This is a genomic window from Achromobacter pestifer (assembly GCF_013267355.1).
GTDB classification, from domain to species: Bacteria; Pseudomonadota; Gammaproteobacteria; order Burkholderiales; family Burkholderiaceae_B; genus Achromobacter; species Achromobacter pestifer_A.
Map to the genome: position 1 here is coordinate 5,299,376 of NZ_CP053985.1, position 26,367 is coordinate 5,325,742.

Sequence of the window (26,367 nt, forward strand, 5' to 3'; positions counted from 1 at the left end):
TAATTCTGTGCAAAACTTCCCGGGAATGCTTGTGGGCACAGGGCTTGCACTTGTTTGCTTCAATTGAGAGCAGCTTCGTTTTTCTTAAAATCATATAAAAATCAATAAGTTAATTCGAATTTGCTGGCTTTCGGGGCGGTTGGGGGAAATTTGCTGGGACGCGGTATGATTGCGGCCCGCTACGCGGCTCCTGTGGACAGGTACGCATCGGAAAGCCCCATGACAATTGAATCTACAGTCACAAACAACGTATTTGCGCGGGATATCCTGACGGTTGCCCAGCTGAATCAAGCCGTGGGGCAGTTGTTGGAGCGCAGCATCCCGGCGCTGTGGGTGCGCGGAGAGATTTCCAACTTCACGGCGGCGGCTTCCGGGCATTGGTACTTCACGCTCAAGGACAGCCGGGCCTCCGTGCGCGCCGTCATGTTCAGAAGCCGCGCCAGCGCGGTGGGTTTCACGCCGCGCGCCGGCGATCAGGTCGAAATCCGGGCCCGCGTGTCCCTGTACGAGCCGCGCGGCGACTATCAGCTGCAGGTTGACGCCATGCGGCGGGCCGGACTAGGCAATCTGTACGAGGCGTTCCTGCGCCTGAAGGAGCAACTGGCTGCCGAAGGCCTGTTCGATCCGGCCGTCAAGCGCGAACCCGTGGGCCTGCCGCGGGCCATCGGCGTGATCACGTCCTTGCACGCCGCGGCGCTGCGCGACGTGCTGTCGGCGCTGGCGCGCCGCGCGCCCCAGGTGCCCGTGATCATCTATCCGGCGCCAGTCCAGGGGGCGGATGCCGCCGGGCGGCTGGCGGCCCAGGTGCGCATGGCCAACCAGCGCGCCGAAGTCGACACGCTGCTGCTGGTGCGCGGCGGCGGCAGTATCGAGGATCTCTGGAGCTTCAACGACGAGGCGCTGGCCCGCGAGGTCGCGGGCAGCGCAATTCCCGTCATCAGCGGGGTGGGGCACGAGACGGATTTCACCATCGTCGATTTCGTGGCCGACGTGCGCGCGCCGACGCCGACCGCGGCCGCCGAACTGGCCTGCGTGCCGCGTTCCGAATTGCTCGGCCGGGTCATGCAGGCGGCAGAGGCCATGACGCGGGGACAGCAGCGCCGGCTGGAGCGCGCTGCCCAGCGGCTGGACCGCGCCGCCGCGCAATTGGTGTCCCCGGCCCAGCGCCTGGAGCATCAGCGCGAGCGCCTGAACAGCCTGCGCTTCCGTCTGGCGACCGCCTGGTCCGGCCCCCAGGAGCGCCGCGCCGCACGCGTCAATCTGCTGACGCAGCGCCTGGCGCATCGCGTGCCCGATACCGGCCGCGCCGCCGACCGCCTCGCGGGCGCGGCGCGTCAACTGGGCCAGGCGCATGCGCGGCTGCTGGTGCAGCGGCGCAACCGGCTGGCGTCCGCCACGGCGCAATTGCGCGCGCTGGACCCGGGCAACACGCTGGCTCGCGGCTACGCCATCGCGCGCGACGATCAGGGCCGCATCGTGCGGGACGGGGCCGCGCTGACGGCCGGACAAACGCTGGGCCTGAGTTTCGCGCAAGGCGGCGCCGAAGTCGCGGTCACGCGCAGCCGCGACACGCGCGACGCGTCCTGAGCGCCGGCCGCCGCGCTTGCGCGGTGGTCATGAGCCCATGCGCCCGGTCGCATGGGCACGAGTTTTCCGTCATAGGCACATGTGTCCCTTAACCCCGCGCGGGCGGGGGGTTAACGCGGTATCCTCAGTAGTTGCCGATACAATTGACCGGCTTGATCGTGCACTCAACAGAAGGAACCTCACATGGCACACACTCTTCCCCCCCTGCCTTACGAACTGGACGCGCTGGCTCCGCACATCTCCAAGGAAACGCTGGAGTTCCACTACGGCAAGCATCACCAGACTTACGTCACGAACCTGAACAACCTGATCCCGGGCACGGAATTCGAAACGCTGTCGCTGGAAGACATCGTGAAGAAGTCCTCGGGTGGCATTTTCAACAACGCCGCCCAGATCTGGAACCACACTTTCTACTGGAACAGCCTGGCTCCCAAGGCCGGCGGCGCTCCGACCGGCAAGCTGGCTGACGCCATCAACGCCAAGTGGGGCAGCTTCGACGCCTTCAAGGAAGCCTTCAACAAGTCGGCCGCCGGCAACTTCGGTTCGGGCTGGACCTGGCTGGTCAAGAAGGCCGACGGCTCGGTCGACATCGTCAACACCAGCAACGCTGCTACCCCGCTGACCACGGCCGACAAGCCGCTGCTCACCTGTGATGTCTGGGAACACGCCTATTACATCGACTACCGCAACGCCCGTCCCAAGTACCTGGAAAACTTCTGGGCGCTGGTGAACTGGGAATTCGCGGCCAAGAACTTCGCCTGATAGGCAAAGCCAGGCTCGCCGCGGCGTCCGCGCCGCGGTTCCTGCTGACAAACCCCTCGCGCAAGCCTGGGGTTTTCTTTTTTGTTCAGCAAAAATTCAGTTTGTGAAATCCCTGTCGATTGTCGATTCCATTGCGGGGAAATGAAGAAGAAACCGGCTTTTCTTCCGGGTTATCCCTAGGTTTGCGAGCCACTATCGTTGGCCCCGGTCGACGACTGAACCACGGGGTCCACGGCCGCGGCATGCCCGCCATAAACCGTGGTAACTACAGGGAAGGGAAGCATGTTGCGGTTATTTTCGGGTTTGCGCATCGGCGCGCGCCTGTCGGGCGCATTTTTGCTGGTGGCGGTAATAGGCGGTGCGATCGGGGGCTTCGGGGTTTGGGGCCTGGCGCGCATCAATGAAATGAACGACCGGCTTTACGACACCGAGCTGCGCGGCATCTCGGACATCAAGGAAGCCAATATCAATCTGATCTACGCGGGCCGTGCCCGCAGCGGCTACCTGGCCGCGTCCACCGACAAGGACCGCCAGGCGTTGCGCAAGCAGTTCGACGATGCCGTTGCAACCATGGACGGCTTGCGCGAAAAGGCCGCCGCCAATTTCTATTCGGAAGAGGGCAAGCGCCTGCTGGCGCAGTTCACCGAGACCGAGCAGGTCTGGAAGCGCGAATCCGCCGCCTTCTTCGCCGCCGCCCAGGCCAGGCCGCTGACCCAGGCCGATCCGCAAGTGGCCGAGATCGAGGCGCGCGTGATCGCCTCATCGCAGAAGCTGGATGATCTGATGACGACCTTGGCGAAGGCCAAGGAGAACGTCGCGGCCCAAAGCGTGCAGGCGGGTACGGAGCTGTACGAAACGCTGCGTGCCGTCATGATCATCCTCGCCGTGATCGGCGTGGCGATCGGCATGCTGCTGGGGTGGCTGGTGACGCGCGGCATTGTGCGTCCGCTGGAACAGGCGGTGACGGCCGCGCGCCAGGTGGCGGCCGGCGACCTCACGACCGATATCCAGGTCACCACGCGTGACGAAACCGGCGACCTGATGGGTGCGCTCAAGACTATGAACGAAAGCCTGGCGCGCATCGTCAAGGACGTGCGCGACGGTTGCGAAAGCATCGCCTCGGCGTCCTCGCAGATTGCCCAGGGCAACGCCGATCTGTCGCAGCGCACCGAGGAACAGGCCTCCTCGCTGGAGGAAACCGCGGCCTCGATGGAGCAGTTGACCAGCACCGTGCAGCAGAACGCCAACAACGCCAGCGAAGCGGACCGTCTGGTCAACCAGGCCTCCAGCGTGGCCGTGCGCGGCGGCGAAGTGGTGGAGGGCGTGGTCCAGACCATGAGCGCGATTTCCGACAGCTCGCGCCGCATCGCCGACATCACGGGCGTGATCGACGGCATCGCCTTCCAGACCAACATCCTGGCGCTGAACGCCGCCGTGGAAGCGGCGCGGGCGGGCGAGCAGGGCCGCGGTTTCGCCGTGGTGGCGGGCGAGGTGCGCACGCTGGCGCAGCGCTCGGCGGTGGCCGCGAAGGAGATCAAGGCCTTGATCGACGAGTCGGTCACGCGCGTCGAGGGCGGCACGCGCCAGGTCGACGAGGCCGGCCGCACCATGCGCGAAGTGGTGGACAGCGTGCGCCAGGTCGCCACCCTGGTGCGCGAAATCGCCAGCGCGTCGGAAGAGCAGTCCGCCGGCATCGGCCAGGTCAACCAGGCCGTGGCGCAGATGGACTCCGTGACCCAGCAGAACGCGGCATTGGTGGAGGAGGCGGCCGCCGCCGCCGGCAGCATGCAGGAACAGGCCACCCGCCTGGCCCAGGAAGTGCGCCGCTTCAAGGTGGAAGCGGGCGGCGGATCGGCCCGCGAAGCCCAGGTCCGTCTGGTGCAGGCCGTGCCCGTGGCGCCGCGCAAGCCGGCCGTGGCGCGTCCCGCGCTGGCGCAGGCTTCGGACGACGACTGGTCGACGTTCTGATCCTGCGCTGTGGGCTGCCGGTCAGGTGGGAGTGGTAAGGTTAGCCACTTTCAACCGCGCCGGCTTTCGCCCATGAACCTGCCCGACCCCCTACGCCGGCTGCTGGCCGGCCCGCGCCGGTGGGCGCATCGCAAGGTGCGCCAGGTCAACCGCCTGTCGCGCAAGAGCGTGCAGATGGGGCTGCTGCTGGGGGGCGCCGGCCTGGTGGCGCTGATGTCGTTGGGCTTTGCGTATCTGGCTGACAAGGCGCTGGAATGGAACCGCGAGTGGGTGGCCTACAACGGCTGGCTGGCGCTGCTGGTCCTGCCGCTGAGCCTGGCGGCCTTGCGCTGGCTGACCCTGCGTTTCGCGCCCAACGCGTCCGGCAGCGGCATTCCCCAGGTCATCGGCGCCTTGTCGCTGCCGCCCGGCGCCAGCCAGAACAGCCTGGTGGCGCTGGGGCAGACCCTCTGGAAGATTCCTCTCGCGTTCTTCGGCATGCTGGCCGGCGCTTCGATCGGCCGCGAAGGGCCGTCGGTCCAGGTGGGCGCCGCCCTGATGCTGGCCTGGGGCGACTTCTGGAAGCGGCGCGGCGTGCAGCTGCGCGGCTTCCATGCCAATGAACTGATTGCCGCCGGGGCAGCGGGCGGCCTGGCTGCCGCCTTCAACGCGCCCTTGGCCGGCGTCATCTTCGCCATCGAGGAACTCGGACGCGGCACCGTGCTGCGCTGGCAGCGGCTGGTGCTGATCGGCGTGCTGGCCTCGGGCTTCCTGGTCGTGGCCGTGGTCGGCAACAACCCCTATTTCGGCGTGTTCGGCGGTGCGCCGCTGACGCATGGCATGGTGATGTGGGTGGCTATCTGCGCGGCGCTCAATGGCGCGCTGGGTGGCATATTCGCCCGGCTGCTCGGCAAGGGGGCGGCTGGCAGCGCGCCCCAGTCCTGGCGCGCCTGGATCCGCGCGCATCCGATCTGGACGGCCTTCATCATGGGCCTGATCCTGGCGCTGATCGGGCTGGCCACGGCCGGCAGCGTGTATGGCACGGGCTATGGCGTGGCCGCCGACCTGCTGTCGGGCAAGGACACGGCGCCCGCCAGCTTCGGCCTGGCCAAGCTGGCCGCGACCGTTGCCTCCTATTGGGCGGGCATACCGGGCGGCATCTTCACGCCTGCCCTGACCACGGGAGCGGGCATCGGCCATCACATCTGGCAACTGGCGGGAGAGGGCGTGGATCACCGCGTGCTGGTGCTGATTTCGATGGCCGCTTTCCTGGCCGCCGCGACCCAGGCGCCCCTGACCGCCAGCGTGGTGGTGATGGAAATGACGGGCAGCCAGCCCATGCTGTTCTGGCTGTTGGTCGGATCCCTGCTGGCCTCGGGCGTGTCGCGCCAGTTCTGCCCGCAACCCTTCTATCACATGGCCGCGGGGCGTTTCCGCAGGCAGGCCATCGTCGACGCGGGGCGCGCCGCCAAGCCGCCCGCGGCCTGAGTCCGCAGCCTCGGTCCGCGCCTTGCCATGGTGCGCGCGGCGCGCACCGACAGGGTGAACATCCATTGGACACCGTCCGTACAGCGGACATCCTGCGGACGCACCAACTTGGCGCTAAAGCCCTGCGTTAAGATCTCCCGATCCGGATTTTTTCTCACTTACTTCGAGCTTCCCATGACCGTGCATGCTTTTATTTGTGATGCGATCCGCACCCCCTTCGGCCGCTACGGCGGCGCGCTGGCTTCCGTGCGCCCCGACGATCTCGCTGCCGTAGCCATCAAGGCGCTGGTGGCGCGCAATCCCGGCGTGCGCTGGGAAGAGCTGGACGACGCCATCATGGGCTGCGCCAACCAGGCGGGTGAAGACAACCGCAACGTGGCCCGCATGGCCACGCTGCTGGCCGGCCTGCCGATCGAAGTGCCCGGCGCCACCGTCAACCGCCTGTGCGGTTCGGGCCTGGACGCCATCGGCGGCGCTGCCCGCGCCATCCGCGCCGGCGAAGCCGGCCTGATGCTGGCCGGCGGCGTGGAAAGCATGAGCCGCGCGCCTTTTGTCATGGGCAAGGCCGACAGCGCGTTTTCGCGCAGCGCCGCGATTTACGACACCACCATCGGCTGGCGCTTCATCAACAAGCTGATGAAGGCGCAGTACGGCGTGGACTCGATGCCCGAAACGGCCGAAAACGTCGCCGACGATTTCAAGATCAGCCGCGAAGACCAGGACCTGTTTGCGCTGGCCAGCCAGCAGAAGACCGCGCGCGCGCAGAAGGAAGGCTTCTTCGACGCCGAGATCGTGCCGGTGTCGATCGCCCAGAAGAAGGGCGATCCCATCGTCGTCGGCAAGGACGAGCACCCGCGTGAAACCACGCTGGAGTCGCTGGCCAAGCTGAAGGGCGTGGTCCGCGAAGGCGGCACCGTCACCGCCGGCAACGCCTCGGGCGTCAACGACGGCGCCGCCGCGCTGCTGCTGGCCGACGAAAAGGCCGCCGCCCGCCATGGCCTGACCCCGCGCGCCCGCGTGGTCGGCATGGCCACGGCCGGCGTCGCGCCGCGCATCATGGGCATCGGCCCGGCGCCCGCCACGCTGAAGGTGCTGGCCCAGACCGGCCTGAAGCTGGAGCAGATGGACGTCATCGAACTGAACGAGGCGTTTGCCGCCCAGGGCTTGGCCGTGATGCGCCAGCTGGGCATCGCCGACAACGACCCGCGCGTGAACCCCAACGGCGGCGCGATCGCCCTGGGCCACCCGCTGGGCGCCAGCGGCGCGCGCCTGGCCACCACCGCGATCAACCAACTGCACCGCACCGGCGGCCGCTATGCGCTGTGCACCATGTGCATCGGCGTGGGCCAGGGCATCGCGCTGATCATCGAACGCGTGTAATCGCCTGGCGCGCAACGGCTGGCTGCGCGCAGGAACGAAAAGGGAGCCTGAAGGGCTCCCTTTTCATGTCTGCGGGCGGACTTGCCTCAGGGCAGGCCGTCCAGCTTCTTGCCAGCCTTGATGCCGTGCTGCTCGAACCAGCCTTGGGCCATTTCCAGCGCGTAGCGCACCGGCTTCTTGGCGCAGTGCGGGTCTTCGGTCTGTGGCGCCATGTCCTCGATGTTGACGATCGTGCCATCGTCGGCGATAAAGGCAATCGAGAGCGGCAGCAGGGTGTTGCGCATCCAGAAGCACTGCACGTCGGGTTGTTCGAAGACGAACAGCATGCCGTCGTTGCCGGGCAGCTCCTTGCGGAACATCAGGCCGTCGCGGCGGGTCGCTTCCGTGTTCGCGACTTCTGCGCGGATAATATGGATGCCGGCCGAGAGCTGGGTGGTGGGCAAGGGGGCTTGCGGGCCGGTCAGCTGCGCGCCGGCCGCCGCGGGCAGTACCATCGCGATGGCGGCCAGGGTTTTCGGCAGGAGGTTTCTGAAGAACGCTGTCTTGAACAACGTGAGGCTGACAGGAATTAAAACGGCGTTCTTGAGCATGGCCTGGCGTAATGAATGAAAAATAACAAGGCGGGGCTCGAAAGCCCCGCCTGAATAATGGCGCAACCTTACCGTTGCGCTTTAAAGGGTAACTCAGGCAGCCGTGATATTAAGCGCCTGTTTGCCTTTGGGCCCCTGAATAATCTCGAAGGCCACTTTCTGGCCTTCTTTCAGGGTTTTAAAACCATTCATCTGGATGGACGAAAAATGGGCGAACAGATCTTCACCGCCGTCGTCGGGCGTAATGAAGCCGAACCTCTTTGCATCGTTGAACCATTTGACGGTGCCCGTCGATTTGGGATTGTCCCCTTGGACGGCGGTTGCGGTCGTATCAGACATGCGGACTGCCTCATTGAATCGTATGTTGACGAAGGGCATCGCGGCCTAGACCCCTGTCCCCCCTCCGGCTTCCTGGCAGATTTTCGGTGCGTTGAAAACCCCAGAATGCGTGGATAATGCGCCGCTTTTCTTTGCGGCGTCAAGTATGGAAACTACGCATTTCTACGTGTAATTTTCCGTAAGTTACACGCTAGCCGTCCCCCGTTTAAATAGAATAGCGGCCCTATGAGTTCTACCTTGGATACCCAGCATGATTTGGCCGTCGAGAAGGCTCCGGCGCGCGCCGCGCCGCCTCCGATGTACCAGGTCCTGCTGCTGAATGACGACTACACGCCAATGGAGTTCGTCGTGAAAGTGCTGCAGAAGTTCTTCAATAAGAATCACGAAGAGGCCACGCGGATCATGTTGCAGGTGCATCACGAAGGGCGTGGTGTATGCGGGGTTTATCCCCGGGACCTCGCCGCCACGCGTATTGCGCAAGTGGCCCAATACGCGCGGGCGCGCCAGCACCCCCTGCAATGCGTGATGGAACCCGTCTGAACCCCAGAATCAATGCGCCGCCTGTCATGGCGGCGTTGTGTTGTCCGGTTATTTTGACAAGCAGTATCCGCGTACCCGAGAAGCGCGCGGAATGATCAGGTCGGCAGCTCCGCCGCAAAGGAGCAGTACGTCTGAATTTGAGTGAGCGGGAGATTTGCCGTGAGTGGAAAGATCAGCAAGGCCTGGCTGGCGACAGCCGGGGTCGTGGTATTGGCCGGCGCCATTGGCGTGGGCTGGTGGATGGGCAAGGAGCGCCAGTCCGCCACTCCGGCGCCAGCCGTCGTGTCGCAGCCCGCGACTGCGGGAGGCGGCGATGCCAAACCGGCGTTGCCCGCCAGCGCGGTGGTCGGCGCGGCCGATCCGTTTGCCGCGCTTTCCTGCCAACCGCGCCAATACAACGACACGCTGGCCCTGGCTGTGACTTTCACGCAACCGGTGGACGCCAAGGCCGATCTGGACAGTTATCTGCAGGTGACGGACACGGGCTCGGCTTCCGACAAGGACAGCGAATCGGCCGCCACCAACGGTGACCAGCCCGCCTCGGTACGGCCGGGCGACTCGGCGCCCAAGGGCAAGATCCTCAAGGGCAACTGGGTGGTGGGCGACAACCCCCGCATGGTCTATTTCCCCTACGTGCAGCCGCAGCGTTCCTACGCGATCTCGGTGCGCGCCGGGCTGCCTGGCGCGGGCGCCGGCGTCAAGCTGGCGGAAGCGTCGAATTGCGAGGTGAACACGCAGGCCATGCCGCCATCGTTCTATTTCGCCAGCCGCGGCGTGGTGCTGCCGGCCGGCCAGAATGGCGGCCTGCCCGTGGCCACGGTGAACGTGTCCGAAGTGGACGTGCAGTTCCTGCGCGTATCGCCGGAGCGCGTGCCCGAACTGTTCGACACCGTGCTGGGCATCGGCCGCAGCACGGGCTCGGGCGAAGAGGAAGACAGCAGCGGCGACGAAGAAGACAACTGGCGCTATTCCGACAATCGCAGCTTGAAGGGCTCGGTCAGCAATTGGGACCTGGACCGCCTGAATTCGCTGACGACCAGCGTCTATCAAGGCCGCTTCGTCACCGACGACAAGCCCAACCGCCGCCATGTCACGTTCCTGCCGGTCGAAGGCGTCAAGGAATTGCAGGAGCCCGGCATCTACATCGCGGTGATGAGCCAGCCCGGCCGTTTCCGCTACGAGTACCAGGTGACGTATTTCTACGTCAGCGACATCGGCCTGCACGCGCGCCGCTACAGCGACCGCATCGAGGCCTATTCCGTGTCCCTCAAGAGCGGCACCGCCATCTCGGGCGCCGTGTTCGAACTGGTGGACGGCGCCGGCAAGTCGCTGGCCAAGGCCGCGGCCGATGGCCAGGGGCATGTCCGCTTTGACGGCAGCTTCGCCAATGCGCGCGTCATCCGCGCCTCGCGCGACAAGGAAATGACGGTGCTGGCCCTGGGCGAACCCGCCCTGGACCTGTCCGAATTCGACATCGGCGGCCACGTTTCGCGCCCCAACAACCTGTTCGTCTATGCCGGCCGCAATCTGTACCGCCCCGGCGAAACCTTCAACGTGTCGGTCCTGCCGCGCGATCTGGACGGCCGCATGCTGGCGCCGTCGCCCCTGACCGCCACCATCAAGCGCCCCGACGGCCGCACGGTGCTGAGCACCCTGTGGCAGCCCAAGAAGGATCTGCCTGGCTACATCGAGCGCAGCATCGATCTGCCGCTGGACGCGCAGACCGGCACCTGGCTGCTGGAATTGCGCGTGGACCCGGCATCGCGTGCGCCGGACGCGTCCTGGAAGTTCCAGGTCGAGGAATTCCTGCCCGAACGCATGAAGATGGCGCTGACCTCCGACCAAGAAGTGCTGTCGCCGGAGGAAACGCTGACCGTGGACGTGCAGGGCGACTATCTTTACGGCGCGCCCGCGGCCGGCAACCGTCTGCTGTCCAGCTTCCAGGTCAAGCGCGACCGTTTTGCGCTACCGCAGCAATGGCCCGGCTTCATCTTCGGCGACGTGGCCGACGACGCCCGCCGCCATTTCGAGGAATTGCCCGAAACGGCCCTGGACGACAAGGGCCACGGCCAGCTCGAGGTCGATCCGCGCACCGGCGGCACGCGTTCGCCGATGAAGGTGCGGGTGTCGGCCAGCCTGCTGGAATCCGGCGGCCGCCCGGTGGTGCGCTCGATCGAGCGCAGCGTCTGGCCCGCCGACCGCCTGATCGCCGTGCGTCCGCAGTTCGACGGCGACGTGGCTCGCGAAGGCGCGCCCGCCGGCTTTGAAGTGCTGCGCGTGGACGCGCAGGGCAAGATCGCGCCGCTGGCGCAGGCGCAGATGCGCCTGTACCGCGAAGATCGCCAGTACTACTGGCGTTTCGACGACCAGCGCGGCTGGAACAGCGGCTACACCGAAACCGAGGAATTGCTGGATTCGCGCGAGATCGCGCTGAACGACCGCGCCCAGCTGACCGTGCCCGTGAAGTGGGGCCGCTACCGCCTCGAAATCGCCGACCCTGAGACGGGCCAGACCCTGCGCTACCGCTTCTATGCGGGCTGGAACGCGCAGGACGCCGATTCCATGGGCAATCGTCCCGACCGCGTGCAGATGAAGCTCGAAGGCGTGCCGGCCAAGCCCGGCGACACCGTCAAGCTGACCCTGACGCCGCCGCATGACGGCCAGGCGCTGATCACCGTGGAAGGCGATCGCATGCTGTGGTCCACCTGGGTGGCCGTGAAAGCGACCGGCACGCAGGTCGAGATTCCGGTCGACAAGAGCTGGAAGCGCCACGACCTGTACATCGCCGCCGCCGTGTTCCGTCCCGGCAGCGAGGGCGACCGCGTGACGCCGGCGCGCGCGCTGGGCCTGACCTTCCTGCCGATCGCCAGCGCCGACCGCAAGCTGGACGTGACGCTGACGGCGCCGCCCAAGGCGGTGCCCGAGACCAAGGCGACCGTGCGCGTCAAGGTCGACGGCGCCCAGGGCAAGCAGGCCACCGTGACCCTGTCGGCGGTGGACGTGGGCATCTTGAACATCAACCAGTACAAGACCCCCGATCCGCTGGACTACTTCTTCGGCAAGCACCGCTACGCGCCCGAATTGCTGGACATGTACGGCAAGCTGATCGAGAAGATGGACGGCACCAAGGGCAAGCTGAAGTGGGGCGGCGACGCCGCCATGCGCGGCGACAGCAAGAGCCTGCCCAAGAAGGTCAAGCTGGTGGACCTGTTCTCCGGCGCGGTGACGCTGAACGAGCAGGGCGAGGCGGACATCCCGCTGGACCTGCCCGATTTCAACGGCACGCTGCGCCTGATGGCCGTGGCCTTCACGCCCGACAACTACGGCAGCACCGACACCGAAATGGTGGTGGCCGCGCCCATCGTCGCCGAGCTGAATACGCCGCGCTTCATCACCCCGGGCGACCAGGCCGCGATTGCGCTGGACGTGACCAACCTGAGCGGCGCCGAGCAGAAGGTGACGGTCAAGCTGGAAGCGCTGGACCCGCTGGCCATCGTCGACGGCGTCAAGACCGTGACCTTGAAGGACAAGCAGCGCACCACGTTGCGCTTCACCGCCACCACCACCGGTTCCTACGGCCTGGGCCTGATGCGCCTGACCGTCGACGGGCAGGGCGGCGGCAAGCCCGTGCACATCGTGCGCGAATCCGTGCTGCAGGTGCAACCGGCCTACGCGGCCGAGCGCCAGGTGCGCCGCCTGCGCCTGAACCCGGGCGAATCCAATTCCCCGCAGGCGTCGTGGGTGGCTTCCTATTACCCGGACTCGACCACGGTCAGCATGACGGTCTCGAACCGTCCGCCGATCAACGTCAACCGCCTGGTCGAAGGGCTGCTCAACTACCCCTACGGCTGCACCGAGCAGACCATCAGCGCGACGCTGCCGTGGGTCATGCTGGATGAGGCCGCGGCCAAGCAGTTCGGCCTCAAGCCGCGCACCAAGGCGGAGCGCGACGCCAAGGTGGCCGGCGCGATCGGCCGCCTGGCGGGCATGCGCAACGCCGTCGGTTCGTACAACCTGTGGAGCAGCTCGTCCTCGCGCGACGTATGGCTGACGGCCTATGCCGTCGGCTTCATGCAGGACGCCCGCGACAATGGTTTCGAAGTGCCCGAGGCATCGCTGGACCGTTCGCGCCAGTGGCTGCTGGAGCAGGTGCAGCAGAGTTCCGGCGCGTTCGGCATCTGGTCGCCCAACCTGAAGCGCAGCGTCGAATCCGGACGCTACGATTCCGGCGACCTCAGCATCCTGCGCGAAGACCATCGCCGCTTCGCCGGCCTGGCCACTGCCGCGTTGGCGCTGGCGCGCGACAAGAAGGCGCCGCTGTCCACGGTGCGCCAGCTGTACGACAACTACCAGGAGCGTGCCCGCTCGCCGCTGCCGCTGATCCAGCTGGCGGCCGCGTTCAAGCTCATGGGCGACGAAGGGCGCATGAAGAGCGCGCTCGAGCAGGCCGTGGTGCGCGAGTACGGCATCAACACCCGCCGCAATTCCAGCTACTACGACGAATGGCTGGGCGACTACGGCAGCGGCGTGCGTGACTACGCGCTGGCCTTCGCGATCGCCGACAAGTACGAGCTGCGCCACGAGCGCCTGGACAACCTGCTGACGCAGTTGGCCGGCCGCCTGGGCAACCGCTCGTACCTGTCGACGCAGGAGCAGATGTCGCTGTTGCTGGCCGCCCGCGCCCTGGGCGGCGACAAGGCCACGCCCTGGTCCGCCACGCTGACCGTCAACGGCGTCAGCAAGCCGCTCGCCGGCGGCACCAGCGACCAGACCGTGTCGTTGTCGGCGGCCGATCTGGCCGGCGCGCAGCTGCTGAATAGCGGCAACCAGTCCCTGTTCGTCGAATACGACATCCAGGGCAGCCCGACCACCGTGCCCGCGCCGCGCAGCGACGTCATCCAGCTCAAGCGCGGCTGGTACCGTCCTGACGGCCGTCCGTGGGATGGCGGCAGCCTGCAGACCGGCGACATGCTGGTGGTGTGGGTGCAGGCCAGCGCCAACCAGAACATTCCGGATGGTTTGCTGGTGGACCGCGTGCCGGCGGGTTTTGAAGTCGAAAACCTGAACCTGTCGCAAAGCCCCGAGATGCAGGAATGGACGATCGGCGGACGCCGCGTGGCCGAAGCCATGTCCGATCCCAACATCAAGCACCGCGAGTTCCGCGACGACCGCTATGTGGCCGCGGTGTCGCTGGGACGCGGCAAGGTGGACGTGTTCTATCTGGTGCGCGTCGTGACGCCGGGCCGCTACGCGGTGCCGTCGACGGTGGCCGAAGACATGTACCGGCCTGAAATCCGGGGCGTAGGCGAGCAATGGAGCACGGTAGAGATCCGCGACCGCGGCGCCAAGCGTCCTTGAACCCCGCCGCCACCCCCGTGGCGGGCGCCTCGCGCGCCCGCCGCTGGCGGCGGCGAGGAATCTTCGCGGCCAGCGCCTTGTTTGCGCTGGCCGCGTTGTTATTCACGCTGGACCGCCTCTATCCCTTGCCGCCCGTGGATTCGGGCGGCGCCGCCGTCGTCGTGGCCGCCGACGGCACGCCGCTGCGCAACTATCCCAGCCGCGACGGCATCTGGCGCTATCCGGTCAAGCCCGGCCAGGTGTCCGAGCGCTATCTGGAAACGCTGCTGACCTACGAGGACCGCTGGTTTTACTGGCATCCGGGCGTCAATCCGGTGGCGATGGCGCGCGCCGGCTGGCAGTGGGCCACCAACCGCCGCATCGTGTCGGGCGGCTCCACCCTGACCATGCAGGTCGCGCGGCTGATCGATCCGGATCTGGCCGGCAAGCCTTCACGCTCGATGTCGGCGAAGCTGCGGCAGGCCTGGCGCGCCATCCAGCTGGAAATGCACTACAGCAAGGACGAGATCCTGTCGCTGTACCTGACCCACGCGCCCATGGGCGGCATCGTGGAAGGCGTGGAAATGGGCTCGCGCCTGTGGCTGGGCAAGCCGGCGCGCGACCTGAGCCCGGCCGAAGCGGCGATGCTGACGGCCTTGCCGCAAGCGCCGTCGCGCCTGCGTCCGGACCGCCATCCCGGGGCCGCGCAGGCCGCCCGCGACAAGGTGCTGGACCGCATGGTCGAACTGGGCCGCTGGACCCCGGCCGAAGTGGCCGACGCCAAGATCGAGAACGTGGTCGCGCCGCCGCTGCGGGCGCGCTGGCTGGCGCCCCTGGCCGCGCAGCGGCTGCTGCAGGAAGCGGGCAGCCAGCGCACGGCGGGCCGGCGCCCTGGCGAGCGGCCCGCCGTGGTCACGTCCACCCTGGACGCGGACATGCAGGCGGCGGTGGAGCGCATGTTGCAGGACCGGGTGGACGGCCTGCCGCCCAAGGTGTCGATGGCCGTGTTGGTAATGGACAACGATACGCTGGAGGTCAAGGCCTACGCCGGCTCCGCCGATTTCTCCGACGAAAGCCGGGCCGCTCACGTGGACATGGTGCGTGGCGTGCGTTCGCCGGGCTCCACGCTCAAGCCGTTCCTGTATGCGCAGGCGCTCGACGAGGGCCTGATCCACTCCGAAAGCCTGCTGATCGACGCGCCGATGTCGTTCGGCGGCTACGCGCCGGGCAATTTCCAGGCCGCATTCGCCGGCCCGATCAGCGTGGCGCAGGCCTTGCAGCGCTCGCTCAACGTGCCGGCCGTGGACCTGTTGGACCGCGTCGGGCCCAGCAGTTTCGCCTCGGTCATGCTGGCCGGCGGGGTGCGGTTACGATTGCCCGCGGGCGCGGAACCGAATTTGAGCTTGATTTTGGGCGGGGGCGGCACCACATTGGAAGAACTGGTGGGCGCTTACCGGGCCTTGGCCCGTGGTGGCGTCTCCGGGCGGCCCCGTTTGCGGCCGGAGCAGGCGCGGGTCGAGTCCCGTATGATGAGCCCTGGGGCGGCCTGGATCGTCCGTGACATCCTGGAGAGCGGCGGCCATCCTGACCGGCCGTTCTATCAGTCAGGCAGTCCGGCGCGGCAACTGGCCTGGAAAACCGGGACAAGTTTCGGATTCCGGGATGCCTGGGCTGTCGGAGTGACCGACAGGTGGACGATGGGCGTCTGGGTCGGCCGTCCGGACGGTACGCCCAACCCTGGATTTTTCGGCGCCAACGTGGCGGCGCCGCTGCTGCAGGATATCGTGGCGGCTTTGCCCGAAGGCGCCCAGCAGGTCCGCGTCAGGCCCGAAACGGTGCAGGCCGCGGTGACATGCTGGCCACTGGGTTACAAGCTCGGCAGCGTGCCGTCCGGCGAATGTCCGGAGCAGCGCGCGGCCTGGGTGTTGAATGAAACGGCGCCGCCGTCTTTTGCCGGCTACGCCGACGCCTCGCTTGGACCGTTGCGTCTGGGCGGCGTGGCCAGCGGCTCGGTGCTGCGGCCCGTGCCGGGTGGGCGTGAAGTGGCGCTGGATGTGGATGTGCAGGGAACAGAAGGCGAAGTATGGTGGATGCTGGACGGGCGCGTGGTTGGCCATGGCGCGTCGGGTCATCCGTTTAAATTAGTGCTGGCCATGGACGGCCGATATACGCTTACCGTCATGGATGCGCAAGGCCGCCACGACAGAGTGGTTTTTGAAATCTCTGGCGTTACGCCATGATCGGCATAGAATATGAATCGTGTATTTGCCCGCTTCGATGCGTTACGGAGGAAGCGTGATTTCTCAAGAGCTTGAAGTCAGCCTGCATATGGCTTTCGTCGAGGCCCGTTCGGCCCGGCATGAATTTATTACCGTCGAGCATCTGCTGCTGGCGTTGCTCGACAACGCTTCGGCCGTTGAAGTGCTGCGCGCCTGCGCCGCGAACCTGGACGACCTGCGCCGCAATCTGCGCCAGTTCGTTTCGGAGAACACCCCGGTGATCCCGAGCGGCGCCGAGGTCGACACGCAGCCCACGCTGGGTTTCCAGCGCGTGATCCAGCGCGCCATCATGCATGTCTCGGCGGGCGGCACCGGCAAGAAACCGGTCACCGGCGCCAACGTGCTCGTGGCCATTTTCGGCGAAAAGGATTCGCACGCTGTGTACTACCTGCAACAGCAGGGCGTGACGCGGCTGGACGTCGTCAATTTTCTGTCGCATGGCATTACCAAACAGCCCCAGGTGGAGTCCGCCGCCGTGCAGAAAGAGCAGCAGACCAATGGTGAAGAACAGGGCGAATCGCGTCAGTCGCCGCTGGACCAGTACGCCACCGACCTGAACGCCGCCGCGCTGGCGGGCCGTATCGATCCCCTCATCGGGCGCGAACACGAAGTCGAACGCGTGATCCAGGTGCTGTGCCGCCGCCGCAAGAACAACCCGCTGCTGGTCGGCGAGGCCGGCGTGGGCAAGACCGCCATCGCCGAAGGCCTGGCCTGGCGCATCACGCGCGGCGAAGTGCCTGAAATCCTGCAGGCCGCCCAGGTCTTTTCGCTGGACATGGGCGCCTTGCTGGCGGGCACCAAGTACCGTGGCGATTTTGAACAGCGCCTGAAGGGCGTGCTCAAGCAGATCCGCGGCAACCCCGACGCGATCCTGTTCATCGACGAAATCCATACCCTGATCGGCGCCGGTTCGGCCTCGGGCGGCACGCTGGACGCGTCCAATCTCTTGAAGCCGGCCTTGTCGTCCGGGCAACTCAAGTGCATCGGCGCGACCACCTACAACGAATACCGCGGCGTCTTTGAAAAAGACCACGCGCTGTCGCGCCGCTTCCAGAAGATCGACGTGCCCGAACCCAGCGTCGAACAGACCGTGCAGATCCTGCGCGGCCTGAAGAGCCGCTTCGAAGAGCACCACAGCGTGCGCTACTCGGCCGCCGCCTTGTCGGCCGCGGCCGAGCTGTCGGCGCGCTTCATCAATGACCGCCATCTGCCGGACAAGGCCATCGACGTGATCGACGAGGCTGGCGCCGCGCAGCGCCTGTTGCCGCGTTCGCGCCAGAAGAAGGTAATCGGCAAGGTGGACATCGAAAACATCGTGTCCAAGATCGCGCGCATCCCGCCGCAGTCCGTCTCCAACGACGACCGCAGCAAGCTCGCGACGCTGGACCGCGACCTGAAGACCGTGGTCTTCGGTCAGGACAACGCCATCGAAGCGCTGTCCGCCGCCATCAAGATGGCGCGCTCGGGCCTGGGCAAGCCGGAAAAGCCGATAGGCGCCTTCCTGTTCTCCGGACCCACCGGCGTGGGCAAGACCGAGGTCGCCCGCCAGCTGGCTTTCACGCTGGGCGTGGAGCTGCTGCGCTTTGACATGTCGGAATACATGGAGCGGCACGCGGTGTCGCGCCTGATCGGCGCGCCTCCGGGCTACGTCGGTTTCGACCAGGGCGGCCTGCTGACCGAGGCCATCACCAAGCAGCCGCACTGCGTGCTGCTGCTCGATGAAATCGAAAAGGCGCACCCGGATGTGTTCAACATCCTGCTGCAGGTCATGGACCACGGCACGCTGACCGACAACAACGGCCGCAAGGCGGACTTCCGCAATGTCATCGTCATCATGACGACCAACGCGGGCGCCGAAACCTTGAACCGTCCGTCCATCGGCTTTGCGAATTCGCGCGTGGTGGGCGACGAAATGGCGGAAATCCGCCGCATGTTCACGCCCGAGTTCCGCAACCGCCTGGACGCGATCATCCCGTTCGCGCCGCTGGACCGCGAAATCATCCTGCGCGTGGTGGACAAGTTCCTCATGCAACTGGAAGACCAACTGCACGAGCGTCGCGTGGAAGCCATCTTCACCACGGGTCTGCGGGAGCATCTCGCCAAGGAAGGGTTCGATCCGCTCATGGGCGCGCGCCCCATGCAGCGCCTCATCCAGGACACCATCCGCCGCGCGCTGGCTGACGAGCTGCTGTTCGGCAAGCTGGTCGACGGCGGCACGGTGACCGTGGATCTGGACGAGGAGGGCAAGGTCAAACTGGACTTCGACGAGAACGGCAAGCCGCCCTCGTCGGATGCGCCTGACAAACAGGAAGTCGAACTGGTCGATTAAGGCTCTCAATGACTGCGGACCGCCAGCCGCTGATCGAGTGCGAACACTGCGCGAGCATCTATCGCCGGCATCAGCTTGAACCTGGAGAGACCGCCAATTGCGCCCGCTGCGGTGCCACCTTGTGGCGCTACAGCGGGCTTACTTTGTCCAATTGGCTGGCGCTCGCCATTTCCGCCCTCATCGTGTTCGGGGTGGCCAACGCCTATCCCGTGGCCTCCATGGCCGTGCAGGGCATGACGCAGCAGGCATCCCTGCTGGACGCCATTGCCATCACCTGGCGCCAGGACCACTGGGTCGTCGCCATCATGACGGGCATGGCCGGTTTCGCGCTGCCGATGCTGCAGCTCACCGTGCTGCTGTGGGTGCTGGGACCGCTGTCGCGCGGCCGCGAGCCCGTGGGCTTTCGTACCGCGATGCGCCTGTTGGGCGTGTTGCGGCCCTGGTGCATGATTCCGGTGTTCCTCTTGGGCGTGCTGGTGGCGGTGGTGAAGCTGGCCGGCATGGCGGCGGTGGCGCCCGGCATCGGGCTGGGCGCGTTCGGCCTGCTCACCATACTGCTGACCATGCTGGGGCGCCTGTCGCCCCACGTGCTGTGGCGTTATGCCGAGACGGTGGGCGTGGTGCCGGTGCATGTGCCGCAAGCCGGGCCGGACAGCGTCCTGACCGGATGCCATGTTTGCGGCCAGGTGCAGGCCGTGCCGCACGCCGCCGACCCGGAAGAAGAGCACCACTGTGTGCGTTGCGAGGCCGTGGTGCACCACCGCAAGCCCGACCATCTGGCGCGCACCTGGGCGCTGCTGCTGGCGGCCGTGGTGTTCTACATACCCGCCAACGTGCTGCCGGTGATGCAGGTCCGTTCCGTGTTGGGCGACAGCGCCCATACCATTCTGGGCGGCGTGGTCGAGCTTTGGGAAATGGGCTCCTGGGATATCGCCCTGATCGTCTTCATCGCCAGCGTGGCGGTGCCGCTGACCAAGCTGTTGGCGCTCATCCTGCTGCTCTTGACGGAGCAATGGCGCAGCACCACCAACCTGCGCCCGCGCACGCGCTTGTATCAAATGGTTGAGTTCATCGGCCAATGGTCGATGCTGGACGTTTTTGTCGTTATATTGCTGGCGGCGCTGGCGGACTTCCAGGGCTTGATGGAGATCAGCGCCGGCGCGGGCGCGGCGGCCTTCGGGGTGACCGTGATCCTGACCATGCTGTCCGCCATGAGTTTCGACCTGCGCCGCAGTTGGGACCTTGAAGGCCAAAGTGAAATAGAATCGCCACCGGTGGCGGGCGGGCGCCAGCCGGCGCCTGTTGCCGGCAAGGAAATGGGCTAGGAAGCGTCGCGGTTTCCGTCCACGAACAAGGAAGAGTAGATGTCCGAGCAAGCACCCGGATCCGGTGAAGAGAAGTTCGCCTCACCCGCGATCTCGCGCAAGAAGAAGAGCCGGATTTCATGGATCTGGCTGGTGCCCATCGTGGCGGCCCTGATGGGCCTGTCGCTGGTCGTGCGGACCTGGATGCAGGCCGGTCCCGACATCTCCATTTCATTCAACACCGCCGAAGGCCTGGAAGTCGGCAAGACCCAGCTGCGCTACAAGGACGTCAATATCGGCACCGTGAGGTCCATCGGCTTCAACGAAGACCGTACCAAGGTGGTGGTGCAGGCGGAGCTGTCCAAGGACGTTTCCGACCTGGCGCGCGAAGGCACCAACTTCTGGGTGGTGCGCCCGCGTTTGGACGTGAGCGGCGTATCCGGCCTGGGCACGCTATTGTCCGGCGCCTATATCGGCGTGGACGCGGCCGAAGGCAAGGACAATTCCAAGAAAGCCACCAAACTGCATTTCGAAGGGATGGAAGTGCCGCCCGCGGTCACGCATGACCGCGCCGGCAAGCGCTTCAAGCTTAAGGCGTCCGACCTGGGTTCCCTGGATATCGGTTCGCCCGTGTATTTCCGGCGCATCAACGTGGGCCGCGTGATTGGCTACGCGCTCGACGAAACCGGCAAGGCCGTCAATGTCGAGGTGTTTGTGGATGCGCCCAACGACAAGTTCGTGACTCAGGGCACGCGCTTCTGGAACGCCAGCGGGGTCGACTTCAGCGTCAATGCGGACGGCCTCAAGGTGCGCACGCAGTCGCTGGTGTCGATGGCGGTGGGCGGAGTCGCCTTCGAACCGGTCATCAGCGCGCGCGACGCCGGCAAGCCGGCGCAAGCCGACGCCCAGTTCGACCTGTACGCGACCGAGTCGGCCGCCAAGGCCAATCCGGACGGCGAGGCCTTCCCGATCCGCATGCGCTTTGACCAGTCCATCCGCGGCCTGACGGTGGGCGCGCCGATCGACTTCAGCGGCATCACGCTGGGCAACGTCACGCAGATCAACATGGACTTCGATCCGGTCGCCAAGCGCTTCTACTCGCTGGTGGATGCCACCCTGTATCCGGAGCGCCTGGGCCGCGTGTTCGACGAAGTGCGCGATCGCGCCGCCAAGGACGGCGATGTTGCGGGCAACCGCTTGCTGGGCGGGATGATCAAGCACGGCCTGCGCGCGCAGTTGCGCACCGCCAACCTGCTGACCGGCCAGCTGTACGTGGCGTTGGACGACTTCCCCAACGCCAAGCCGGTCGACTTCAAGATGTCGGATCCCGCCATGATCCCGACGGTGCCGGGCAACCTGGATCAGCTGCAGCAGCAGATCAGCAACATCGTCGCCAAGATCGAAAAGATTCCGTTCGACAAGATCGGCGAGGACCTGCGCACCACGCTGGCCAGCACCTCCAAGCTGATGAACCGGCTGGACAAGCAGGTCGCGCCTGAAGCGCAGAACATGCTCAAGCAGGCCAAGGAATCCATGGCGCAGGTCAACGCGCTGCTGGCATCCGATGCTTCCTTGCCGGTGAATACGGAGAAGGCGATGCAGGAACTGGGCCGCGCGGCTCGGTCGCTGCGCGCCCTGGCCGACTTCCTGCAAGCCAATCCCGAGGCCTTGCTGCGCGGCCGCGGCCCAGACCCGATCCCCGGCGCCGGTCCTGTCAGGAACTGAACCCCATGAATAGACGCCCATCCCCCCGCGCCCGCCTGGCGAACCCGAGTTCCGAGCAGTCGCGATCCACGGGCCGGCTGACGCCGCGCTTGCGCCCGGTCCTGTCCTTGCTGGCATTGTCGGCCGCGCTGGCCGGCTGCGGAGCGTCCTCGCCGGTGCACTATCACACCTTGCAGGCGCCGGCGGTCCAGGCTCCGGGCGGCGCCGTGGCGCCGGCCAGCTTCCTGATCGAGGTGCAGCCGGTCAATATTTCGACGCAGGCGGATCAGCCCCAGCTGATGGTGCGCACCGGCGAGGGCAGCTTGTCCGCGCTGTATTCCGAGCGCTGGAGCTCGCCGCTAGGCGACGAACTGCGCGGCGCGCTGTCGGATGCGCTGAAGCGCGAACTGGGCGCGCTGGACGTGCAACTGGTCAAGCCGGGTCCCGGCGCCGCGGTCTGGCGCGTGCAGACCGATGTGCAGCGGTTTGAGCTGGAGCCGGGCCGCATGGCCCAACTGGATGCGACCTGGCGCGTGCGGCCGGTCAACATGAAGGGTTCCGGCCTGCTGTGCCGCAGCGTGGTGACGGAATCGGTGACGGAAGAGGGCGTGCCTGCCATGATCGCCGCGCAGCAGCGCGCCGTGGTCAGCCTGGCCGGCGCCATGGCCTCGGCCATCCGTGGGCAATCCCCGGCCGGATCGGCCTCGGTCCAGATGCTGGGCTGCGCGGCGCTCAAGGACTAAGGGCTGTCCATGCGAAGGGGGGGGGCTGGCACTGGCCCTGGATGCGCGGTGGAAAATCCGCTTGATCTCAAATGGTTAACCTAGGGTTAACCATAGTGCAAACAAAGTTGCAACCTGTCTAGCATACGGTCCTACCGATGCTGGGTCCCGTCCGGACCCGGTACTACCTTTGCCATGCGACAGGAAGCAATCTCTTATGGCCAGCACGACCCTAGGCGTTAAAGTCGACGACGCGCTCCGCGACCGGCTGAAGGCCGCCGCGCAAAAGCTCAACTGCACGCCGCACTGGCTGCACAAGCAGGCGATCCTTTCCTACCTGGACAAGATCGAGCGCGGCCACCTGCCCGCCGAGATGTCCCACCTGGGCATGGATGCGAGCGGCGAGGACGAGGCGGGCGAGGGCCATTCGGCGCCCACGCCGCCGTTCTACGAGTTCGGCCAGGACGTGCAGCCGCAGTCGGTGCTGCGCGCGGCCATCACCGCCGCCTACCGCCGTCCCGAGCCCGAGTGCGTGCCGCTGCTGCTGGGCCAGGCCCGCATGCCCAATCTGGAAAAGATCCACGCCATGGCCGCCGACCTGGTCAGGAAGCTGCGCGGCAAGCGCAGCGGCGGCGGGGTCGAAGGGCTGATCCAGGAGTTTTCGCTGTCCAGCCAGGAAGGCGTGGCGCTGATGTGCCTGGCCGAAGCGCTGCTGCGTATCCCCGACCGCGCCACGCGCGACGCGCTGATCCGCGACAAGGTCGCCCGCGGCGACTGGAAGTCGCACATGGGCGGCTCGCAGTCCCTGTTCGTCAACGCCGCCACCTGGGGGCTGATGATCACGGGCAAGCTGGTGGCCGTGAGCAGCGAGCAGTCGCTGTCCAAGGCGCTGACCCGCCTGATCGGCAAGGGTGGCGAACCGCTGGTGCGCAAGGGCGTGAACATGGCCATGCGCATGATGGGCGAACAGTTCGTGTCGGGCCAGACCATTTCCGAAGCCCTGGCCAACAACCGCAAGATGGAAGCCCGGGGCTTTCGCTACTCGTACGACATGTTGGGCGAGGCCGCGACCACGGCCGAGGACGCCGACCGTTATTACGCCTCGTACGAGCAGGCCATCCACGCCATCGGCAAGGCCGCGGCCGGCCGCGGCATCTACGAAGGTCCGGGCATCTCGATCAAGCTGTCGGCGTTGCATCCGCGTTATTCGCGCGGCCAGCGCGAACGCGTCATGGCCGAACTGCTGCCGCGCGTGAAGGCACTGACGGTGCTGGCGCGCAGCTACGACATTGGCCTGAACATCGACGCCGAGGAAGCCGACCGCCTGGAAATCTCGCTGGACCTGCTGGAGGCGCTCTGTTTCGAGCCCGAGCTGGACGGCTGGAACGGCATCGGTTTCGTCATCCAGGCCTACCAGAAGCGGGCTCCCTTCGTGATCGATTACGTGATCGACCTGGCCCGCCGCAGCCGGCATCGCGTGATGGTGCGCCTGGTCAAGGGCGCGTACTGGGACAGTGAGATCAAGCGCGCCCAGGTCGACGGCCTGGAAGGCTATCCAGTCTATACCCGCAAGGTCTACACGGACGTGGCCTACCTGGCCTGCGCCCGCAAGCTGCTGGGCGCGCCGGAAGCGGTGTTCCCGCAGTTCGCCACGCACAATGCCTACACCGTGTCCGCGATCTACCAGTTGGCGGGCCAGAACTATTACCCGGGCCAGTACGAATTCCAGTGCCTGCACGGCATGGGCGAACCGTTGTACGACGAGGTCGTGGGCGCGTTGTCCCAGGGCAAGCTCAACCGTCCGTGCCGCATCTACGCGCCGGTCGGCACGCATGAAACGCTGCTGGCCTACCTGGTGCGCCGCTTGTTGGAAAACGGCGCCAATACCTCGTTCGTGAACCTGATCGGCGATGAGACCATTCCCGTCGAACAGCTGGTGGCTGACCCTGTCGAAGCCGCCGCTCGCATCGTCCCGCTGGGCGCGCCGCACGAGAAGATCCCGCTGCCGCGCGAACTCTATGGCGATCCGCAGGAGGGCGCCCGCGCCAACTCGGCCGGCCTGGACCTGAGCAACGAGCATCGCCTGGGTTCGCTGTCCGCGGCCCTGCTGGCCAGCGCCGGCATGCCGTGGCGCGCCGGGCCCATGTTGGGCGAAGGCATCGAAGGCTGGGATGCCGCCCGGGCCATGGAAGTCCGTAATCCGGCCAACCTGCGCGATGTGGTGGGTCACGTCGTCGAGGCGCAGACGGACGAGGTCGAGGCCGCGCTGCGCGCCGCCGCCAATGCCGCTCCGATCTGGCAATCCACGCCGGTGGCGGAGCGCGCCCAGTGCTTGCGCCGCGCCGCGCAGTTGCTGGAAGAGCAGATGCAGACCTTGCTGGGCCTGATCGTGCGCGAAGCCGGCAAATCGCTGCCCAACGCCATCGCCGAGGTGCGCGAGGCCGTGGACTTCCTGCGTTACTACGCGGACCAGGCCGAAACCGAATTCAGCAACGACACGCACCGCCCGCTGGGCACCGTGCTGTGCATCAGCCCTTGGAACTTTCCGCTGGCCATCTTCACCGGCCAGGTCGCGGCCGCACTGGCCGCCGGCAACACGGTGGTGGCCAAGCCCGCCGAACAGACCCCGCTGATCGCCGCGCAAGCCGTGGCCATCCTGCGTGCCGCGGGCGTGCCCGCCGGTGCCGTGCAACTGCTGCCGGGCCGCGGTGAAACCGTGGGCGCGCAGCTGGTCGCAAGCCCCAGCGTGCGCGGCGTGATGTTCACCGGCTCCACCGACGTGGCGCGCATCATCGCGCGCACCCTGGCGGACCGCCTGGACGACGCCGGCCACACCATTCCGCTGATCGCCGAGACGGGCGGCCAGAACGCCATGGTGGTGGATTCCTCGGCCCTGTCCGAGCAGGTCGTGTTCGACGTGCTGACCTCCGCCTTCGACTCGGCGGGCCAGCGTTGTTCGGCGCTGCGCGTGCTGTGCGTGCAGGAAGACAATGCCGACCACGTGCTGACGATGCTGCGCGGCGCCATGCGCGAACTGAGCGTGGGCAACCCCGACCGCCTGGCGGTGGACGTGGGTCCCGTGATCGACACGGAAGCGCGCAATGGCATCCAGCGGCACATTGAAACGATGCGCACCGCGGGCCATCGCGTGGACCAGGTCGAACTCAATGGCGAATGCCGCCATGGCACCTTCGTGCCGCCGACCATCATCGAGATCGACAGCGTCAACGAATTGACGCGCGAAGTGTTCGGGCCCGTGCTGCACGTGGTGCGCTACAAGCGCGACGAGCTCGACGCCTTGCTGGACGCCATCAACGGCACCGGCTACGGCCTGACCTTCGGCGTGCACACCCGCATCGACGAAACCATCGCGCACGTGACCGGCCAGGTCCATGCGGGCAACGTCTACGTCAACCGCAACATCGTGGGCGCGGTGGTGGGCGTGCAGCCCTTCGGCGGCGAAGGCTTGTCCGGCACCGGTCCCAAGGCCGGCGGTCCGCTCTATATGTACCGCCTGCTGGGCACGCGTCCGGCGGGCCTGCCGCCGGCGCTGGACGCCGCGGCGGCGCTGCCGCAGCGCATTGCGCTGCCAGGGCCGACCGGCGAGACCAACACCTATGTGGTCGAGCCGCGCGGCGCGGTGTATTGCGTGGCCGCCACCGAGGCCGGCGCGCGGGCGCAGTGGTCGGTCGCCAGGCTGACGGGCAACCATGCCTGGTTCGCGGACACGCCGGCGGCGCAGGCGCTGCTGGCCTCGCTGGACGCCGGCCAGCAGGAGCAGGCGGGCATCCTGGCCGACGACGAGGTCGACCAGGCGGATTACCAGGCCGTGCTGTTCGAGGGCGATGGCGACGCGCTGCAGGCGCTGAACCAGCGCATCGCGCAGCGTCCGGGCGCCATCCTGTCGGTCCATGGCCTGACGCCCGACGCGATTGCGGCGGGCGCCGGCTACGTGCCGGAGCGCCTGCTGGCGGAGCGTTCCGTCAGCGTCAATACAGCGGCGGCGGGCGGCAACGCCAGCCTCATGACCATAGGTTGAGCCAGATGTAGGGCAACCCT

The 26,367-nt window shown here is 66.7% G+C and carries 15 protein-coding genes; 13 read left to right on the forward strand and 2 right to left on the reverse strand.

Features of this window, described 5'->3' with window-relative positions; genetic code table 11:
• The first annotated feature begins 219 nt into the window (after positions 1 to 219).
• The 5 genes from xseA to pcaF all read left to right on the forward strand — a co-directional run bounded on the left by xseA (position 220) and on the right by pcaF (position 7,164).
• Positions 220 to 1,587, forward strand: a complete 1,368-nt coding sequence (xseA, locus tag FOC84_RS25190; RefSeq protein WP_173147067.1) for an exodeoxyribonuclease VII large subunit — start codon at positions 220 to 222, stop codon at positions 1,585 to 1,587.
• A 183-nt stretch (positions 1,588 to 1,770) separates the two neighbouring features.
• Positions 1,771 to 2,349: a superoxide dismutase [Fe] gene (gene sodB, locus FOC84_RS25195; protein WP_013394768.1), complete on the forward strand. Its 579-nt coding sequence runs from the start codon at positions 1,771 to 1,773 to the stop codon at positions 2,347 to 2,349.
• 282 nt (positions 2,350 to 2,631) lie between these two features.
• Positions 2,632 to 4,317 (forward strand): methyl-accepting chemotaxis protein, encoded by a 1,686-nt coding sequence (locus tag FOC84_RS25200; RefSeq protein WP_173147069.1) that lies wholly within the window; start codon positions 2,632 to 2,634, stop codon positions 4,315 to 4,317.
• Positions 4,318 to 4,389: 72 nt separating this feature from the next.
• On the forward strand, positions 4,390 to 5,784 hold the full coding sequence (locus FOC84_RS25205; RefSeq protein ID WP_173147071.1) for a chloride channel protein: 1,395 nt from the start codon (positions 4,390 to 4,392) through the stop codon (positions 5,782 to 5,784).
• Between the two features lie 174 nt (positions 5,785 to 5,958).
• On the forward strand, positions 5,959 to 7,164 hold the full coding sequence (pcaF, locus tag FOC84_RS25210) for a 3-oxoadipyl-CoA thiolase (RefSeq protein WP_173147073.1): 1,206 nt from the start codon (positions 5,959 to 5,961) through the stop codon (positions 7,162 to 7,164).
• Positions 7,165 to 7,250: 86 nt separating this feature from the next.
• Here the strand turns inward: pcaF and FOC84_RS25215 are convergent, their stop codons facing one another.
• Both FOC84_RS25215 and FOC84_RS25220 read right to left on the reverse strand, forming a co-directional pair.
• Positions 7,251 to 7,658 (reverse strand): DUF192 domain-containing protein, encoded by a 408-nt coding sequence (locus FOC84_RS25215; RefSeq protein WP_254242040.1) that lies wholly within the window; start codon positions 7,656 to 7,658, stop codon positions 7,251 to 7,253.
• 189 nt (positions 7,659 to 7,847) lie between these two features.
• Complete coding sequence (locus FOC84_RS25220) at positions 7,848 to 8,093, reverse strand: cold-shock protein (RefSeq protein ID WP_173147077.1); 246 nt, start codon at positions 8,091 to 8,093, stop codon at positions 7,848 to 7,850.
• Between the two features lie 225 nt (positions 8,094 to 8,318).
• Between FOC84_RS25220 and clpS the strand changes: the two genes are divergently transcribed.
• The 8 genes from clpS to putA all read left to right on the forward strand — a co-directional run bounded on the left by clpS (position 8,319) and on the right by putA (position 26,347).
• Positions 8,319 to 8,633, forward strand: a complete 315-nt coding sequence (gene clpS / locus FOC84_RS25225; protein WP_006383989.1) for an ATP-dependent Clp protease adapter ClpS — start codon at positions 8,319 to 8,321, stop codon at positions 8,631 to 8,633.
• Positions 8,634 to 8,792: 159 nt separating this feature from the next.
• The gene (locus FOC84_RS25230; protein ID WP_438800845.1) at positions 8,793 to 13,991 is read left to right on the forward strand and encodes an alpha-2-macroglobulin family protein; all 5,199 of its coding nucleotides are present in this window, start codon (positions 8,793 to 8,795) and stop codon (positions 13,989 to 13,991) included.
• Positions 13,988 to 16,210: a penicillin-binding protein 1C gene (gene pbpC / locus FOC84_RS25235; RefSeq protein WP_173147080.1), complete on the forward strand. Its 2,223-nt coding sequence runs from the start codon at positions 13,988 to 13,990 to the stop codon at positions 16,208 to 16,210. Before FOC84_RS25230 ends, pbpC begins: the two co-directional genes overlap by 4 nt.
• Before the next feature lie 55 nt (positions 16,211 to 16,265).
• Positions 16,266 to 18,578: an ATP-dependent Clp protease ATP-binding subunit ClpA gene (gene clpA / locus FOC84_RS25240; protein ID WP_173147082.1), complete on the forward strand. Its 2,313-nt coding sequence runs from the start codon at positions 16,266 to 16,268 to the stop codon at positions 18,576 to 18,578.
• Between the two features lie 8 nt (positions 18,579 to 18,586).
• Positions 18,587 to 19,903 (forward strand): paraquat-inducible protein A, encoded by a 1,317-nt coding sequence (locus FOC84_RS25245; RefSeq protein ID WP_173147084.1) that lies wholly within the window; start codon positions 18,587 to 18,589, stop codon positions 19,901 to 19,903.
• A 39-nt stretch (positions 19,904 to 19,942) separates the two neighbouring features.
• On the forward strand, positions 19,943 to 21,607 hold the full coding sequence (locus FOC84_RS25250; RefSeq protein ID WP_173147086.1) for an intermembrane transport protein PqiB: 1,665 nt from the start codon (positions 19,943 to 19,945) through the stop codon (positions 21,605 to 21,607).
• A gap of 5 nt (positions 21,608 to 21,612) precedes the next feature.
• Positions 21,613 to 22,329 (forward strand): PqiC family protein, encoded by a 717-nt coding sequence (locus FOC84_RS25255; protein WP_254241775.1) that lies wholly within the window; start codon positions 21,613 to 21,615, stop codon positions 22,327 to 22,329.
• Between the two features lie 196 nt (positions 22,330 to 22,525).
• Positions 22,526 to 26,347: a trifunctional transcriptional regulator/proline dehydrogenase/L-glutamate gamma-semialdehyde dehydrogenase gene (gene putA / locus FOC84_RS25260; protein ID WP_173147088.1), complete on the forward strand. Its 3,822-nt coding sequence runs from the start codon at positions 22,526 to 22,528 to the stop codon at positions 26,345 to 26,347.
• Positions 26,348 to 26,367 lie beyond the last annotated feature (20 nt).

Coding starts and splice junctions, on each gene's coding strand:
- xseA (WP_173147067.1), top strand. CDS start 220: ATGACAATTGAATCTACAGTCACAAACAACGTATTTGCGCGGGATATC.
- sodB (WP_013394768.1), top strand. CDS start 1,771: ATGGCACACACTCTTCCCCCCCTGCCTTACGAACTGGACGCGCTGGCT.
- FOC84_RS25200 (WP_173147069.1), top strand. CDS start 2,632: ATGTTGCGGTTATTTTCGGGTTTGCGCATCGGCGCGCGCCTGTCGGGC.
- FOC84_RS25205 (WP_173147071.1), top strand. CDS start 4,390: ATGAACCTGCCCGACCCCCTACGCCGGCTGCTGGCCGGCCCGCGCCGG.
- pcaF (WP_173147073.1), top strand. CDS start 5,959: ATGACCGTGCATGCTTTTATTTGTGATGCGATCCGCACCCCCTTCGGC.
- FOC84_RS25215 (WP_254242040.1), bottom strand. CDS start 7,658: ATGGTACTGCCCGCGGCGGCCGGCGCGCAGCTGACCGGCCCGCAAGCC.
- FOC84_RS25220 (WP_173147077.1), bottom strand. CDS start 8,093: ATGTCTGATACGACCGCAACCGCCGTCCAAGGGGACAATCCCAAATCG.
- clpS (WP_006383989.1), top strand. CDS start 8,319: ATGAGTTCTACCTTGGATACCCAGCATGATTTGGCCGTCGAGAAGGCT.
- FOC84_RS25245 (WP_173147084.1), top strand. CDS start 18,587: ATGACTGCGGACCGCCAGCCGCTGATCGAGTGCGAACACTGCGCGAGC.
- FOC84_RS25250 (WP_173147086.1), top strand. CDS start 19,943: ATGTCCGAGCAAGCACCCGGATCCGGTGAAGAGAAGTTCGCCTCACCC.
- FOC84_RS25255 (WP_254241775.1), top strand. CDS start 21,613: ATGAATAGACGCCCATCCCCCCGCGCCCGCCTGGCGAACCCGAGTTCC.
- putA (WP_173147088.1), top strand. CDS start 22,526: ATGGCCAGCACGACCCTAGGCGTTAAAGTCGACGACGCGCTCCGCGAC.